Here is a 14,474-nt window from a genome sequence, read left to right as displayed (position 1 = left end):
CGAACGCGGCCGGACGGGTCCGGCCGCGCCGCCGTCCGCAGCGGCCCGGCCCGGGACGGGGAGGAGGCATGAGCGTGACCTCCGAAACCGTGCCCAGCGAGGACGCCGCGGGCGGCCGGGGCGCCCCGCCGAAGCGCCGCCGCCGGCGCCGCACGCTGCTGTCGGTCCTGGTGCTCGGCGCCGCCGGCGCGGTCGTCGGCGTCGTGCTGGTCGACCCGTTCGGCGACGAGGCCCCCGCCACCACCCGCAACGCGGCGCCGACCGGCACCGCGGCCGTCCGCCAGGGCCAGGTGTCCGCCCGCATCTCGGTCAGCGGCACCCTCACCTACGACGGCGGCTACGAGGCCGTGAACCAGGCGAGCGGCGTCTTCACCGACCTGCCGAGCACCGGCAAGGTCTACAAGGCGGGCCACACCCTGTACCGGGTGAACACCGCGCCGGTCGTGTTCCTCAAGGGGTCCATCCCCGTCTACCGCGACCTGGAGTGGGGCGACCAGGGCCGGGACGTCCGGCAGCTCAACGCCGCGCTCGTCTCCCTCGGCCACGGCAGCGGCCTCGACGCCGACTCCAAGTACTTCGGCTACGCCACCTACCTCGCCCTCCTGCGCCTGGAGGACGCCCGCGGCCTGAAGGAGGACGGGAAGCTGTCCAAGGGAGAGATCGTCTACCTGCCCGCCGACCAGATCCGCGTCACCAAGCTGAACGTCGGTGTCGGCGACCGGGCCGGCGGCGGCACCGCCGTGCTGGAGGCCAGCTCGCTGCGCCGGCACGTCTCGGTGGAACTCGACGCCGCCTACCAGTCGCAGGTCAAGGAGGGCGACAAGGTCACCATCACGCTGCCGAACCTGAAGACGACCGGCGGCGAGGTCGTCTCCGTCGGCAAGGTCGCCACCTCCGACGACGACGAGGAGGGCGGCGCCAAGATCAAGGTGGGGATCCGGCCGGACGACCCCAAGGCCACCGGCAGTCTGGACCGGGCGCCGGTGCAGGTGTCGATCGTGACCGACAGCGCCGACGGCGTGCTGTTCGTCCCCGTGACGGCCCTGCTGGCGCTGCTGGACGGCGGCTACGGCGTCGAGGTCGTCGCGCCCGACGGCGCTCGCCGGCTCGTCCAGGTGGAGCTCGGCATGTTCGACCAGAACAGCGGGACGGTCGAGGTCACCGGCCAGGGCCTCCAGGCCGGCCAGCGCGTCGTGGTGCCGGCGTCATGAGCGGGCCGCACGCCGGCGCGGGCGACACCGCGCTGCTGACCGGGCCCCGCTCCGGCGGCGAGACGCCCGTCCTCGAACTCGACGGCGTCACCCGGCTGTACCCGGGCGCGTCGCCCGTCGCGGCGCTGGCCGGGGTCAGCTTCACCGTGAACCGCGGCGAACTCGTCGCGATCGTCGGGCCGTCCGGGTCCGGCAAGTCCACGCTGCTGAACGTGATGGGGACGCTCGACCGCCCCACGTCCGGCGTCATGCGCATCACCGGCACGGACGTCGCGCGGATGAGCGACCGCGACCTCGCGGCGCTGCGCGCCACCCAGATCGGGTTCGTGTTCCAGCAGTTCTTCCTCGCCGACCACACCACCGCGCTGGAGAACGTCGCCGACGGGCTGCTGTACGCGGGCGTCGGCCGCGCGGCGCGCCGCAAGGCCGCGGCGGAGGCCCTCGACCGGGTCGGGCTCGCGCACCGCGCCGGGTTCCTGCCGTCCAAGATGTCGGGCGGCGAGCGGCAGCGCGTCGCGATCGCCCGCGCGCTCATCGGCGGCCCCGCGATCGTGCTCGCCGACGAGCCCACCGGCAACCTCGACAGCGTCAACGGCGCCGCGATCCTGTCGCTGCTCACCGAGCTGCACCAGCAGGGCGCCACCATCGTGGTGATCACCCACGACCGGGAGATGGCCGCGCGGCTGCCCCGCCGGATCGAGGTGCTGGACGGCAGGCTCGTCGCGGACACCGGCGCACCGGGGGAGGCGCGGCGGCGATGACCACGACCACCACGCCCGGGCGGCTGGCGCCCGCCGATCTGGCGCGCACCGCCAGCGTCGGGCTCCGCACCCGGCGGCTGCGCGCCGCGCTGTCCGCCCTCGGCATCGCGATCGGCGTCGCGTCGATCGTCGCCGTCCTCGGCCTGTCGGCGTCGTCGCAGGCCGGGCTGCTCGCCGAGATCGACCGGCTCGGCACCAACATGCTGACGGTCAGTCCCGGCGTCGACATCGAGGGCAACGAGGTGAAACTGCCGAAGTCCGCGCCCGCGATGGTCGGCCGGATCGGGCCCGTCGAGCGGGTCCAGACGACCGGCAAGACCGACGCGAAGGTGTACCGCAGCCCGCTCGTCCCGGCGATCAACTCCAACGGCCTCACCGTCCAGGCGGCCAGCCTGGACCTGCCCGAGACCGTCCGCACCCGGGTCGCCGAGGGCGTGTTCCTCAACGAGGCCACCGCGACGCAGCCGACCGCGGTCCTCGGCTACGACGCGGCCCGGCGGCTCGGCTTCGACCGCATCCGCCCCGGGCAGCGGATCTGGCTCGACGAGCAGTGGTTCTACGTCGCCGGGATCCTCGCGAAGGCCGACCTCGCCCCGGAGATCGACGCCTCGGTCCTGATCGGGTACCCGGCCGCCCAGAAGTTCCTGCGCCACGACGGGCACCCCACGACCATCTACGTCCGGTCCGACACCGAGCAGGTGAACGCCGTCCACTCGGTGCTGGCCAGGACCGTCAACCCGATGAACCCCGGGGACGTCACGGTCAGCAACCCGTCGGACGCGCTCGTCGCCCGCGCCGCCGCCGAGTCGGCGCTGAACGGCCTGTTCCTCGGCCTCGGCGCGGTCGCGCTGCTGGTCGGCGGCGTCGGCGTCGCCAACACCATGATCATTTCGGTGCTGGAGCGGAGATCCGAGATCGGGCTGCGCCGCGCCCTCGGCGCGACCCGCGGCCACATCCGCGTCCAGTTCTTCTCGGAGGCGGTGCTGCTCGCCGGGCTCGGCGGGGCCGTGGGCGTGTTCTGCGGCGTCATGGCCACCGTCGTGTACGCGTCCATCAAGGGGTGGGCGGTGGTGCTGCCGCCCGAGGCGTGGGCGGGCGGTGTCGGCGCCGCGGTCGCGATCGGCGCGATCGCCGGGCTGCTCCCCGCGATCCGCGCCGCCCGCATGCAGCCCACCGAGGCCCTGCGCACCTCATGACCCGGCCCCCGCCGCCGGCGGGGGCCGCGCGACCCAGTCAGATCCGCCGCGCACCCCGCGCGAGGCGAAGGGACGGCCAATGCCCATCAGCGTCGTGAACGGCGTCCACCTCAGTTACGAGGAACACGGGACGGGCGACCCCGTCGTGCTCATCGCCGGCACCGGCGCCCTCGGCCGGGTCTGGCGCGCCCACCAGGTGCCCGCCCTCAACCGGGCCGGGTTCCGCGCGATCACGCTCGACAACCGGGGCGTGCCGCCGTCGGACGTCTGCCCGGAGGGCTTCACCCTGGCCGACATGGTCGCGGACGTCGCCGGGCTCGTCGAGCACCTCGGCGCCGCGCCGTGCCGCGTCGTCGGGGCCTCGATGGGGGCGATCATCGCGCAGGAGCTCGCCCTCGCCCGTCCCGACCTCGTCGCGCAGGCGGTGCTGATGGCCACCCGGGGGCGCACCGACGCGCTCGGCGCGGCGGTCGCCACCGCCGAGCTCGAACTGTTCGACTCCGGGATCAAGCTGCCGCCCCGCTACGAGGCGGTGTCCAGGTGCTGCGCGGCTTCTCCCGCCGCACCCTGCGCGACGAGCACGCCGTCCGCGACTGGCTCGACCTGTTCGAACTGTCCCCGCTCAGCGCGTCCCTCAGCCGGTCGCAGCTCGCGGTCGACCGGCTGCCGGACCGGCTGGACGCGTACCGCCGCATCGACGCCGAGTGCCTCGTCCTCGGGTTCGCCGACGACCTGGTGACGCCCCCGCACCTGGGCCGCGAGGTCGCCGACCGGATCCCGCGCGGCACCTACCGGGAGATCCCCGGCTGCGGGCATCACGGCCACCTGGAGGACCCCGTCGCGGTTAACGCGGCGATCGTCGAGTTCTTCGGGTCCGGCTGACCGGCGAGCCGGTGCGCGCGCCCCGCACGGGACGCGCGCACCTGCTCCCCGGCCAGTCAGCCTTTCGACAGGTCGTACAGCGTGGTGCCGCCGACCCGCGTCGCCGGGAAGGCGGACTCGACCCACGCGGTGATCCGCCGCGCGGCGTCGCTGCCGCTCGCGGCCCCGCGCGTCCCGCCGGGGCCAGCGCGACCGTGTAGTACTCGTGGAAGATGCCCCGCATGTGGCTGAAGATCACGGCGGTGAGCAGCAGCCAGCCGCCCCACAGCGCCAGCGACGCCCGCGCCGGGTCGGTGCGCGTCGCCCGCCGCGTCCGACGCGCCGAAGAAGAACGCCGCCCAGCTCGTCGCGCCCGCCTGCACGGCGGCCGAGTAGAACGCGTTCGCCCACCGGATGCGCCCAGGCCCCACAGGTACAGGACGGCCGTGGCCGCCAGCAGCACCAGCAGCGCGGGCCGCGCCCAGGCCGGATCGGCGGACGGGCCGCGCACCACCCGGCGGACAACGCGGTGCCGCCGTACTCGCTCGGCCGGACGAGCGTCCCGTGCTCCTGCACCCAGGCGGTGACGTCCGCGTTGCCGCGTCCGCCGGGACCGCCCATGCCGCCGCCGACGACGATGTACCGCAGCTCGCCGTCCTCGACGAGCCGCCGGAGCTTCTCGACGGTCATCAACGATCTCTCACCGGTGGTCCCGGCCGCCCCGGCGATAGCCTTCACCGGTGAACACCCGTGAGCTCCAGGCGCTGTACGACCTGGCGCTGCGGCTGTCGGGCGTCCACGATCTGGACGCGCTGCTGCAGGACGTCGTCGCGCAGGCGCGGCGGCTGCTGGACGTCGACATCGCCTACCTCGCGCTGCTCGGCGACGACGGCGCCCTCACCATCGAGGTGACCGACGGGTCGCTCGGGCCGCGGCTGCGCGGCGTCCGGCTCGCGCCCCGGGTGGGCGTCGCGGGGCGCGTCGTCGAGCGGGGCGAGCCGGTCCGCAGCGCCGACTACCTCGCCGACCGCGACCTGCTGCACAGCGACGCCGTCGACCGGGTCGCCCGCGAGGAGGGGCTGCGGACGATCGTCGGCGTCCCGCTGCGGCTGCGCGGGCGCGTCATCGGCGTGCTGATGATCGCGCAGCGCAGCGTCCGGGAGTTCGCCGGGCGGGAGATGACGTTCCTGACGTCGCTCGCCTCGTTCGCGGCCGTCGCGATCGACAACGCCCGGCTGATCACCGAGCACCGGCGGGCGGCCGCCGAGCTGACCGCCGCGAACGACGAGCTGCGGCGGCACGTGGACGGCGCCGAGCGGGCCGCCCGGATGCACGGCCGGATGCTCGGCATCGCGCTGCGCGGCGGCGGCGCCGAGGAGGTCGTGCTCGCGGTGTCCGCCGAGTTCCCCGGGACCGTGCTGCTCGTCGACGACCGGGACCGGCCGCGCGTCGCCGCGTCCGGCGGCGCCGTCCGGCCCGCCGCGCCGCCGGCGGGGGAGAGCCCCGCCGCCGCGTTCGCCGCCGAGCGCCGCACCCGCCGCGCCGGCCGCACCGTCACCGTCCCCGTCGCGTCCGCGCACTCCTACTTCGGGGCCCTGCAGGTCACGCCCGACGTGCCCCTGCACGACCAGGACGTCCGGGTGCTGGAGCGGGCCGCGATGACGCTCGCGCTCGTCCTGGTCGCCGAGCAGGCCGTCGGCGAGGCGGAGCGCCGCACCGCCGCCGACCTCGTGGAGCGGCTCGTCGCGGGCCGCATCGGGGACGAGGCCGCGTTCGCCCGGCGGGCCCGGCCGCTGGGGCTCGACCTGCGCGCCGCGCACCGGGTGCTGGCCGTCGAGACCGCCGACGACGCCCGCGTGCTCGCGCGGCTCGGCGAGCTGGTGCGGGAGCACGGCGGGATCGCGGCCCGGCTGCGCGGACGCCTCGTCGCGTTCGTCCGCGCGGACGGCACGGACGACGCGGACGACGCGGAGGGGGCGGGCGACGCGGGCGACGGAGTCCTGCGGGCGTTCGCCGCGACGATCGACGGGACGTGCGGGCTCGGCGGCCCCGCCGCGGGGGCCGCCGACCTCGCCGCCGCGCACGCCGACGCGTCCGCGTGCGTGACCGTGCTGAAGAGCCTCGCCCGCGAGGGGGCCTGCGCCGCCCCGTCCGATCTCGGCCCCTACCGGTACCTGCTGAGCGCCTCGGGCCGCGCGGACGCCGACCGGTTTGTCCGCGCGACCGTCGGGCCGCTGCTCGACCACGACGAGCGGCGCGGCGGCGACCTGGCCCGCACGGCCGACGCGTTCCTGTCCGGCGGCCGCCACCACACCGGCACGGCCGCCGCCCTGCACATCCACGCCAACACCCTGTACCAGCGGCTCGACCGGATCACCGCGCTGCTCGGGGACGGGTGGCGGCAGGGCGACCGCGCCCTGGACGTCCAGCTCGCGCTCCGGCTGCACCGCCTCGCCGCCGATCTGTGTAAAGAACCTCCACCCAACCCTTGATCGGCCTGGGAGAACCTCCATGGTCGAAAGGGGCGCCACCGCATACCATCGGTTGGCGGAAAGCGAGGTGTGCCCCATTCCCTCCACCGACGTTCAGGTCAAGGCGCTCGCGGACGCCCTGCCCGGCGCCCGCCTCATCACCGACCCCGACGTCCTCGCGAGCCTCGCCCACGACGACGCCGAGTGGGCGCCGGTCGGCGCGCCGGTCGCGGCGCTGCGGGCGCGCTCGTCCGACGAGGTCGCCCGCGCCGTCGCCGCCTGCGCCGGGCTGCGGATCCCCGTCGTGCCGCGCGGCGCCGGGACCGGGCTGTCCGGCGGCGCCAACGCCGTCGACGGCTGCCTCGTCCTCGACCTGTCGGCGATGAACGCCGTCGTCGAGATCGACGCCGAGAACATGGTCGCGGTCGTCCAGCCCGGCGTCGTCAACGACGACCTGAAGAAGGCCGTCGCCGAGCACGGCCTCTGGTACCCGCCGGACCCCGCCAGCGCGCCCTGGTCCACCATCGGCGGCAACGTCGCCACCAACGCGGGCGGCCTGTGCTGCCTCAAGTACGGCGTGACCCGCGACTACGTCCTCGGCCTCCAGGCCGTCGTCGGCGGCCCCGCCGGCGCCTACGGCACCCGCGTCGACCTCGGCCGCCGCACCACCAAGGGCGTCGCCGGGTACGACCTCACCGGCCTGTTCGTCGGCTCCGAGGGCACCCTCGGCGTCGTCACCGAGGTCACCCTCCGGCTCCGGCCCGCCCGCCGCGACGCGCCCCGCACCGTCGTCGGCGCCTTCGACGACCTCGTCGCCGCGGGCCGCGCCGTCGCCGCCGTCACCTCCCGCGGGCTCGTCCCCGCCGCCCTCGAACTCCTCGACCGCGCCTGCCTGGAGGCCGTCGAGGAGTGGAAGCACCTCGGCATCGGCCCGGGCGCCGAGGCCCTCCTGCTCGCGAGCGTCGACACGCCCGGCCCGTCCGGCGACGACGAGGCCGCCGCGATCGCGTCGATCTTCCGGGACGCGGGCGCCGCGTGGGCCGAGCAGTCCACCGACCCCGTCGAGGCCGACGCCCTGTTCGAGGCCCGCCGGCTCGCCTACCCCGCGCTCGAACGGCTCGGGCCCGTCCTGACCGAGGACGTCTGCGTGCCCCGTTCGTCCGTCCCGGCGATGCTGGCCCGCACCGGGGAGATCGGCCGCCGGCACGGCGTCCGCATCGCCACGATCGCGCACGCCGGCGACGGCAACCTGCACCCGCTGCTGATCACCCCGCCCGGCGACGACGCCGCCCGCGCCGCCGCGCAGGCCGCGTTCGAGGAGCTCCTGCAGGCGGCGATCGACCTGCGCGGCACCGTCACCGGCGAGCACGGCGTCGGCCTCCTCAAGCGCGGCGGCATGCAGCGCGAGCTGCCCCTAGGCGTCCGCGCGATGCAGCACGCGGTCAAGCAGGCCCTCGACCCGCTGAACCTCTTCAACCCGGGGAAGGTCATCGGCGACGATCCCGACCTCTGATACAAAGGTCGCAAATCGTCGCAGAGTGCCCGGGAGGCCATCGTGGACGCCGAGAAGCTGCGGACCCTGTTCGACCTGACCGGACGCGTCGCGATCGTCACCGGCGGCACCCGCGGCATCGGCCGCGCCATCGCCGAGGGCTTCGTCGCCGCCGGCGCGAGCGTCGTCGTCGCGAGCCGCAAGCCCGAGCCCTGCGCGGAGACCGAGGCGCACCTGAAGGCGATGGGCGGCGCCGCCCTCGGCGTCCCGACCCACCTCGGCGACCTCGCCGCCCTGGACGCCCTCGTCGCCCGCACCGTCGACACGTTCGGCCGCCTCGACATCGTCGTCAACAACGCCGCGAACCCGCTCGCCCAGCCCATCGGCGGCCTCACCCCCGAGGCGTTCGCGAAGTCGCAGGACGTCAACGTCCGCGGCCCCGTCTTCCTCGTCCAGCGCGCCCTCGACCACCTCACCGAGAGCCCCTGCGCGGCCGTCCTCAACGTGATCTCCGCCGGGGCGTTCATGTGGTCGCCCGGCGTGTCGATGTACGCCGCCGCGAAGGCCGCGATGGCCTCCTACACCCGCTCGATGGCCGCCGAGTTCGCCCCCCGCGGCATCCGCGTCAACGCCCTCGCCCCCGGCACCGTCGACACCCTCATGGTCCGCAACAACCCGCCCGAGGTGCAGGAGGCGATGGCCACCGCCGCCCTGCAGAACCGCATGGCCGACCCCGACGAGATGGTCGGCCCCGCGCTCTTCCTCGCTTCCGACGCCGCGAGCTTCGTCACCGGCCAGGTCCTCCTCGCCGACGGCGGCCTCGTCCCCCGCTGACCCCCGCCCCGGTCAGGCCTGCAGCAGGGTGCGCCGCAACTCGCCGATGACCGGCGGCGTCGTCCCGGCCGCGAGGCGGCCGAGGGTCTCCGGCACGTTGACGGCCACGCACGTCACCTGGGCGGCGGCGGTGGCGTCATACCGGTGCAGCCGGACGGTCCTGGGCCGCACGTCACGGTCGCTCGCATACAGGATGTAGGCCGTGGGCGGACCCAGGTTGTCGAGAATGTCCCCGCTGCGCTCGTCGTAGCGGCACTCCAGCCGGTCGAGCCGTCCGAAGCGCCGCATCACTTGCCGGTCCGCCAGCAGCCGCCCGCGGACGGCCGGGAGGTCCTCCTCCCGGCGCAGGTAGTCGCGGCGCAGCCCGTGCCGTAGCAGCCGGTCAGCCTCCAAGGTCAGTAGCAGGCAGACCAGGTCGCGTAGGTCGAGACCTTCCCCGAGCCGCCGCACCGTGTCCAGGTTCGGAGTCGGCGGCCGCCAGGTCGGCTGCGCTCGGCGTCAGCCCACCCTGACGGACGGTGCCGTACTCCTGGACCGAGACGAGCGTCACCGGTCGCCCACGGCCGCACCGAACTCCGCCGTCAGGGCGTCCACGAGCGCGTCGTCCTCCAGATCGACGACGGTGTGCCCCCGGACGTCCACGATCCGCTCGCCGAGGAAACGGGCGAGCAGCGAATAGTCGTCGTAGGCGTACTCCTGTAGGAGCGGCATCACCTCGGTGCGGATCACGGCCGCCAGCTCGCCCGGCTCGTCCACCGCCCGCCCGCCGGACAGGAAGAACGAGTGCCCGATCTGGCGTTCCCGTCCGAGCTCGGCGACGACCCGCCGGTTGAGCTCCCGGAGCAGCAGCCCGAGGTCGAGTTCGCCCACCTTCCGTCCGTACAGGACGTCGTCGGCGTCGGGCAGCAGCTCGTAGAAGGCGAACCTGCGGCGCAGCGCCGAATCCAGGAGCCGGATGCTGCGGTCGGCGGTGTTCATCGTGCCGACGATCCGGACGTTGGGCGGCACGGCGAACCGCCGACCTGTCGGCAGCGTGATGTGCAGGCCTCGCTTGTCCGGTTCGAGCAACGTGATCAGCTCGCCGAGGATCTTGGGGATGTCGCCCCGGTTGATCTCGTCGATCAGAACCAGATAGGGGCGCTCGGGATGGGCGGCGGCGGCCTCGCACACCCGCATGAAGACGCCGTCGCGCAGCGCCAGCCGGAGACCGTCGCCCGCCGTCCCGTCCGGCCGGTATCCCTCGATGAAATCCTCGTACCCGTAGGCGGGATGGAACGTGACCTGGGTGAGGTGCCCGCTTTCCGAGAGTGCGTCGAGGGACCGCCGGAACTCCGCCGTCCCGTAGTCGGCGACCGGGTCCAGCTCGAGCTCCGGCATCCGCGTGGCCAGCCGCCACAGGGCGAACCGCAGGCTGGTGTAGGTCTTGCCCGTCCCCGGGGGCCCGTACAGAACGGCTTGGCCCTTCTTGTCGAGAAGGGCGGCGATCTTCGCGAACAGAGGTTCGGACGGGACGGGCGGAGTCGGTGGCGTCGGCCCGGCCTTGCCCGCCACGATCGTCTTCCAGAGGCCCGTGCTCACCTTGGCGACGGTTACGGTGCCCCACGCGTTGTGTGGTTCGGCCAGCGTCTGCGCGTAACTGGTGTCCCAGTCGACGGCCACGGTGTGCCTCGCGCTCGTTTTGCCGACCATGCCGACTGACGCCCGGGGCGGGGGTTTCGGGGCGGGGGCCGGGGTAGTAGCGGCGAGGTGACCAACGGCAAGGGATTCGGCGCCGTTCCGGACGCGTTGCGGAAGGCGGCGGCGGTCGCGGCGTGCTTCCTGGTGATCGCCGCGGCGATCGGGCTGCTCGTCTACTTCCTGGTCATGCTGGCGCCGCTGACCATGGCGGTCATCGCCGCGCTGCTGCTGACCGCGCTGATGTCGCCGGTCGCGCGGTGGACGCGGCGGCTGCGGGCGCCCGCGTGGGCGGGGGCGCTCGCCGGGCTGCTCGCCCTCGTCCTCGCGATCGCGGGGCCGGTCGCGCTGGTCACCGGGCAGGCCGCCGACCAGTGGGAGCAGATGCGGCGGGGGCTCACCGAGGGGCTCGACCGGGCCCGCGACCAGCTCGTCAACGGGCCGCTGCCGATCAGCGAGCGGCAGCTGAACAGCGTCGTCGACGCGATCACGCGGGCAGCGCAGCGGTCGTCCCCCGACCCGGTCGCGGGCGCGAGCATGGCGGCCGAGGTGCTGGCCGCCGCGCTGATCGCCCTGTTCCTGCTGTTCTTCATGTTGAAGGACGGCAAGAAGATGTGGGGCTGGATCGTGGGGCTCGCGCCCGAGCGGCGGCGGGAGCGGATCGACGCGGCGGGACGCGCCGGGTGGCGGGCGCTCGTGTCGTACGTGCACGGCATCGTCGTGATCGCCCTCGTGGACGCGGTCGGCATCGGGCTCGCGCTGGTGCTGATCGGGGTGCCGTTCGCGCTGCCGCTGACGCTGCTGACGTTCGTCGCGGCGTTCGTCCCGATCGCGGGTGCGATCATCGCGGGCGCGGCGGCGGTGCTCATCGCGTTCGTCGGCGGCGGGGTCACCGACGCGCTGCTCGTGCTCGCGGCGGTGCTCGTGGTGCAGCAGGCCGAGAGCCACCTGCTGCAGCCCCTGATCATGGGACGGACGCTGCACCTGCATCCGGTCGTGATCATCGTCGCGGTGACGGCCGGGACGCTGCTGGCCGGCATCGCGGGCGCGGTGATCGCCGTCCCGACGGTCGCGGTGGTGTACCGGGTGTCGTCCGTGCTGGCGGGCCGTGACGGGCCTACCGGGCCGGCGTCGCCGCGGGAGGCGTGAGCGCGCGCTTGAGGATCTTGCCGGTGGGGCCGGTCGGCAGTTCGTCCAGGAACTTGATCATCCGCGGGTACTTGTAGGCGGCGACGCGTTCGCGCACCCAGGCGCGCAGCTCGTCGGCGCTCGCCGGGGCGCGCAGCGCCACGACCGCGGTGATCTCCTCGCCGACCTCCGGGTGCGGGACGCCGACGACCGCGGCCTGCCGCACGGCCGGGTGCTCGTACAGGACCTCCTCCACCTCGCGGGGGTAGACCGTGTACCCGGCGCGGATGATCACGTCGCGGCGGCGGTCGACGAGGTAGAAGACGCCGTCGCCGTCGACGCGGCCCAGGTCGCCGGTGCGGAACCAGCCGTCGCGGATCGCGGCCGCGGTGGCCGCGGGGTCGTTCCAGTAGCCCTTCATCACGTTCGGGCCGCGCACGACGATCTCGCCGATCTCGCCAGGGGGGAGCTCGCGGCCGTCGTCGCCGACGACCCGCATCCGCACCCCGTGGATCGGCCGGCCGATCGAGCCGGGGCGGCGGCCCGCGCCGCTCCGGTTGGACGCCGCCAGCGGCGACGTCTCGCTCATCCCGTACCCCTCGATGATCCGGCAGCCCAGCGCGTCGAACGCGCGCAGGACGTCCAGGGGGAGCGCGGCGCCCCCGGACACGCAGCTCCGCAGGAGCGACATGTCGGACACGGCCGGATGTTCGAGGAGCGCGATGAACATCGCCGGGACCCCGTGGAACACCGTCACGCCGTCCCGCCGGATCATCTCCAGGGCGCGGGCCGCGTCGAACCGTTCGAGGAGCGTGAGCCGGCCGCCCGCGTGGACCGTCGCGTTCAGCGCGCACGTCTGCCCGAACGCGTGGTACAGCGGGAGCGCGCCGAGGACGACGTCGTCGACGCCGAGCCCGTGCATCCGCGCGACCGTCGCGGCGTTGCCGCCGAGGTTGGCGTGCGTCAGCTCGATGCCCTTCGTCGGGCCGGTCGTCCCCGCGCTGTAGAGGAGCACCGCGGTGTCGCCGTCGGCGGTGGCGGCGACGTCCGGCGCGGGCGGCACGCCGCGCAGCAGCCGGCCCCACTCGCCCGGCACCACGAACATGTAGTCGGTGCGGGTGCCGGCCGTGCCCGCCTCCACGGTCTCCGCGTACGCGTGCCAGGCGATCACGAGGCGGGCCGCGCAGTCGCCCAGGTACGCGGCGACCTCCCGCCGCTTCAGCAGCGGATCGAGCGGGACGACGACCGCCCCGATCCGCAGGATGCCGTAGTAGACGACGGCGAACTCGGGCACGTTGGGGAGCATCACCGCGACCCGGTCGCCCGGCCTGATCCCGCGCCGCCGCAGCAGCGCGCCCGTCCGCGCGCTCCGCAGCTCCAGCTCGCGGTAGCCGAGCCCCTCCCGGTCGAGCGTGAGGGCCGTGCGCCCGCCGAGCCGTTCGGCGGCGGCCCGGAGCCGCTCAGCGAGATTCATGGGCCGACGGTACGTCGCCGGTCCCATCCTCCTCATTGGTCGCGGAGACCAGTCTTTCCCGCCCGGGATTGGTGGCCGGGGGCAACACGTCCTGGAGGGCGATCGCGACGAGCAGGTCGACGAGATCGGTGATGTGCCGGAGGTTGCGCCCGGTCCGTTCCTGGATGCGGCGAAGGCGGTACTGCGCGGTGTTGTGGTGGATCTGGAGGCGTTCCGCCGCGGCGCGCAGGTTGAGGTCGGCGGCGGCGAAGGCCCGGATCGTCGCGGTCAGCACCCCGCCGCGCATCCGGTCCTCTTCGAGCAGGTCCAGGACGCGCGGGTCCACCAGGTTCCGCGCGGTGTCGTCCGCCCGCAGTGCCATGTACTCGAACGGGGAGATGCGCGGCAGCGCCGCCACGCCGCCGTCCTCCGGGAGGAACTCCAGCACCGCGCGTGCCTCCTGGTAGGCGCGGGGGATCTCGGCCGTGCCCTCGACGACCGTGCTGATGCCCATCGCGAGCGCGATGTCCTCGTCCAGCAGGTCGCGCCGGACGGCCTGGAGCCGGTCGCACAGCTCGCCGGGGTCGCCGCCGGGGCCGAGCGCGGGCACCGCCACGATCTCCGACTGCCGCACGACCGCCAGCGTCCGGTGCCGGCCGACCCCGGTCCGGGCGATCGCCGCGCACGCCGCGTGCCGGGCGTCCGCCTTCGTCTCGCCGCCGACCAGGACGGCCGCGACCACGACCAGCGGCGCCCGCGACTCGGGGCTCAGCCCGTGCGCGTGCGCGGTCGCCAGCTGCGGCCCGCGCGTCGGCGCCTCCCCGGCCAGCAGCAGCTCGACCAGGTCGCGGCTCGCCTGGACGCTCTCCGCCGCGGCGTACCGCTGGTACTCCATGTACGCGTTCGCGGCGTGCGTGCTGGCGAAGTCGCAGTACCGCATCAGCGGCGACGCCAGCGTCAGCGCCGCCTCCTGGCCGGCGAACGAGCGGCCCGCGTGCGCCACGACCGCCTCCCAGAAGACCTGCTGGCCCACCCGGAACGCGTTGATGTAGTCGGCCAGCGTGAACCCGGCCTGCGCCCGCCGCATCGACGCGCGGCGGCTGAACGCGATGTCCTCGAACGTGACCGTGCGCTCCTCCAGCAGCACGGCGAGCTTGGTGCGGTAGTGGCGGCCGACTTGCTCGCGGACGTCCGCGAGGAAGCCGTCCGAGCGGTCCGCGTACGCGGGGATCTCCGCCCGCATGGCGGCGACGGCCCGGTCCGCCAGTTCGTCGACGATGGTGAGGAGTTCGGCGAGGATCCGTGAGCGTTCGGTGCGGACCGTGTCCGCACCGGTGAGCGTTCCCGTGCTGAGGCCACCGGACATGCCCGGATGATTCCCGTCACATCGGGC

General features: G+C 74.6%; 14 protein-coding genes. 9 read left to right on the top strand and 5 right to left on the bottom strand.

Annotation, left to right across the window (positions count from 1 at the left end):
- Window positions 1–74: 74 nt before the first annotated feature.
- The 5 genes from AB0L25_RS27790 (at window position 75) to AB0L25_RS27770 (ending at window position 4,050) form a co-directional block, all read left to right on the top strand.
- Window positions 75–1,211: a peptidoglycan-binding protein gene (locus AB0L25_RS27790; protein ID WP_500175648.1), complete on the top strand. Its 1,137-nt coding sequence runs from the start codon at window positions 75–77 to the stop codon at window positions 1,209–1,211.
- Window positions 1,208–1,972, top strand: coding sequence for an ABC transporter ATP-binding protein (locus tag AB0L25_RS27785; protein WP_500175647.1), 765 nt, complete (start codon window positions 1,208–1,210; stop codon window positions 1,970–1,972). Before AB0L25_RS27790 ends, AB0L25_RS27785 begins: the two co-directional genes overlap by 4 nt.
- A complete protein-coding gene (locus tag AB0L25_RS27780; RefSeq protein WP_500175646.1) occupies window positions 1,969–3,168 on the top strand; it encodes an ABC transporter permease in 1,200 nt (399 codons plus the stop codon). Before AB0L25_RS27785 ends, AB0L25_RS27780 begins: the two co-directional genes overlap by 4 nt.
- A gap of 79 nt (window positions 3,169–3,247) precedes the next feature.
- Entirely contained in the window at window positions 3,248–3,907 is a 660-nt protein-coding gene (locus tag AB0L25_RS27775) for an alpha/beta fold hydrolase (protein ID WP_500175645.1), read from the top strand.
- Window positions 3,904–4,050 carry an alpha/beta fold hydrolase gene (locus tag AB0L25_RS27770; RefSeq protein ID WP_500175644.1) on the top strand — a complete coding sequence of 49 codons (147 nt, stop codon included), beginning with the start codon at window positions 3,904–3,906 and terminating at the stop codon, window positions 4,048–4,050. The genes AB0L25_RS27775 and AB0L25_RS27770 overlap by 4 nt, the downstream gene beginning before the upstream one ends.
- 234 nt (window positions 4,051–4,284) lie before the next feature.
- On the opposite strand, the gene AB0L25_RS27765 is transcribed toward AB0L25_RS27770, so the two are convergent.
- Window positions 4,285–4,767, bottom strand: a complete 483-nt coding sequence (locus AB0L25_RS27765; protein WP_500175643.1) for a mannosyltransferase YkcB-related protein — start codon at window positions 4,765–4,767, stop codon at window positions 4,285–4,287.
- A gap of 2 nt (window positions 4,768–4,769) precedes the next feature.
- On the opposite strand from AB0L25_RS27765, the gene AB0L25_RS27760 reads away from it, so the two are divergent.
- From AB0L25_RS27760 to AB0L25_RS27750, 3 genes are all read left to right on the top strand, one after another.
- The gene (locus AB0L25_RS27760) at window positions 4,770–6,521 is read left to right on the top strand and encodes a helix-turn-helix domain-containing protein (RefSeq protein ID WP_500175642.1); all 1,752 of its coding nucleotides are present in this window, start codon (window positions 4,770–4,772) and stop codon (window positions 6,519–6,521) included.
- Between the two features lie 67 nt (window positions 6,522–6,588).
- On the top strand, window positions 6,589–8,013 hold the full coding sequence (locus AB0L25_RS27755) for an FAD-binding oxidoreductase (protein ID WP_500175641.1): 1,425 nt from the start codon (window positions 6,589–6,591) through the stop codon (window positions 8,011–8,013).
- 42 nt (window positions 8,014–8,055) lie between these two features.
- On the top strand, window positions 8,056–8,826 hold the full coding sequence (locus tag AB0L25_RS27750; RefSeq protein ID WP_500175640.1) for an SDR family NAD(P)-dependent oxidoreductase: 771 nt from the start codon (window positions 8,056–8,058) through the stop codon (window positions 8,824–8,826).
- A gap of 12 nt (window positions 8,827–8,838) precedes the next feature.
- Here AB0L25_RS27750 and AB0L25_RS27745 read toward each other — a convergent pair whose 3' ends face one another.
- Both AB0L25_RS27745 and AB0L25_RS27740 read right to left on the bottom strand, forming a co-directional pair.
- Window positions 8,839–9,276 (bottom strand): 5-methylcytosine restriction system specificity protein McrC, encoded by a 438-nt coding sequence (locus tag AB0L25_RS27745; protein ID WP_500175639.1) that lies wholly within the window; start codon window positions 9,274–9,276, stop codon window positions 8,839–8,841.
- Between the two features lie 96 nt (window positions 9,277–9,372).
- Window positions 9,373–10,485, bottom strand: a complete 1,113-nt coding sequence (locus tag AB0L25_RS27740; protein WP_500175638.1) for an McrB family protein — start codon at window positions 10,483–10,485, stop codon at window positions 9,373–9,375.
- Between the two features lie 87 nt (window positions 10,486–10,572).
- On the opposite strand from AB0L25_RS27740, the gene AB0L25_RS27735 reads away from it, so the two are divergent.
- Complete coding sequence (locus tag AB0L25_RS27735) at window positions 10,573–11,649, top strand: AI-2E family transporter (protein WP_500175637.1); 1,077 nt, start codon at window positions 10,573–10,575, stop codon at window positions 11,647–11,649.
- On the opposite strand, the gene AB0L25_RS27730 is transcribed toward AB0L25_RS27735, so the two are convergent.
- Together AB0L25_RS27730 and AB0L25_RS27725 are read right to left on the bottom strand one after the other, a co-directional pair.
- Window positions 11,618–13,102, bottom strand: coding sequence for a long-chain-fatty-acid--CoA ligase (locus AB0L25_RS27730; protein WP_500175636.1), 1,485 nt, complete (start codon window positions 13,100–13,102; stop codon window positions 11,618–11,620). The genes AB0L25_RS27735 and AB0L25_RS27730 overlap by 32 nt on opposite strands.
- On the bottom strand, window positions 13,089–14,447 hold the full coding sequence (locus AB0L25_RS27725; RefSeq protein ID WP_500175635.1) for a PucR family transcriptional regulator: 1,359 nt from the start codon (window positions 14,445–14,447) through the stop codon (window positions 13,089–13,091). Before AB0L25_RS27725 ends, AB0L25_RS27730 begins: the two co-directional genes overlap by 14 nt.
- Window positions 14,448–14,474: the final 27 nt, after the last annotated feature.

The organism is Spirillospora sp. NPDC052242 (genome assembly GCF_040679555.1).
GTDB lineage: Bacteria > Actinomycetota > Actinomycetes > Streptosporangiales > Streptosporangiaceae > Spirillospora.
The sequence above is the reverse complement of the archived record's forward strand: the minus strand, read 5'-3'. Positions and strand labels throughout refer to the sequence as shown.

What these genes read in the sequence shown, in the direction of transcription:
- AB0L25_RS27780 (WP_500175646.1), top strand. Translation starts at nt 1,969, where the DNA reads ATGACCACGACCACCACGCCCGGGCGGCTGGCGCCCGCCGATCTGGCG.
- AB0L25_RS27775 (WP_500175645.1), top strand. Translation starts at nt 3,248, where the DNA reads ATGCCCATCAGCGTCGTGAACGGCGTCCACCTCAGTTACGAGGAACAC.
- AB0L25_RS27725 (WP_500175635.1), bottom strand. Translation starts at nt 14,447, where the DNA reads ATGTCCGGTGGCCTCAGCACGGGAACGCTCACCGGTGCGGACACGGTC.
- AB0L25_RS27785 (WP_500175647.1), top strand. Translation starts at nt 1,208, where the DNA reads ATGAGCGGGCCGCACGCCGGCGCGGGCGACACCGCGCTGCTGACCGGG.
- AB0L25_RS27730 (WP_500175636.1), bottom strand. Translation starts at nt 13,102, where the DNA reads ATGAATCTCGCTGAGCGGCTCCGGGCCGCCGCCGAACGGCTCGGCGGG.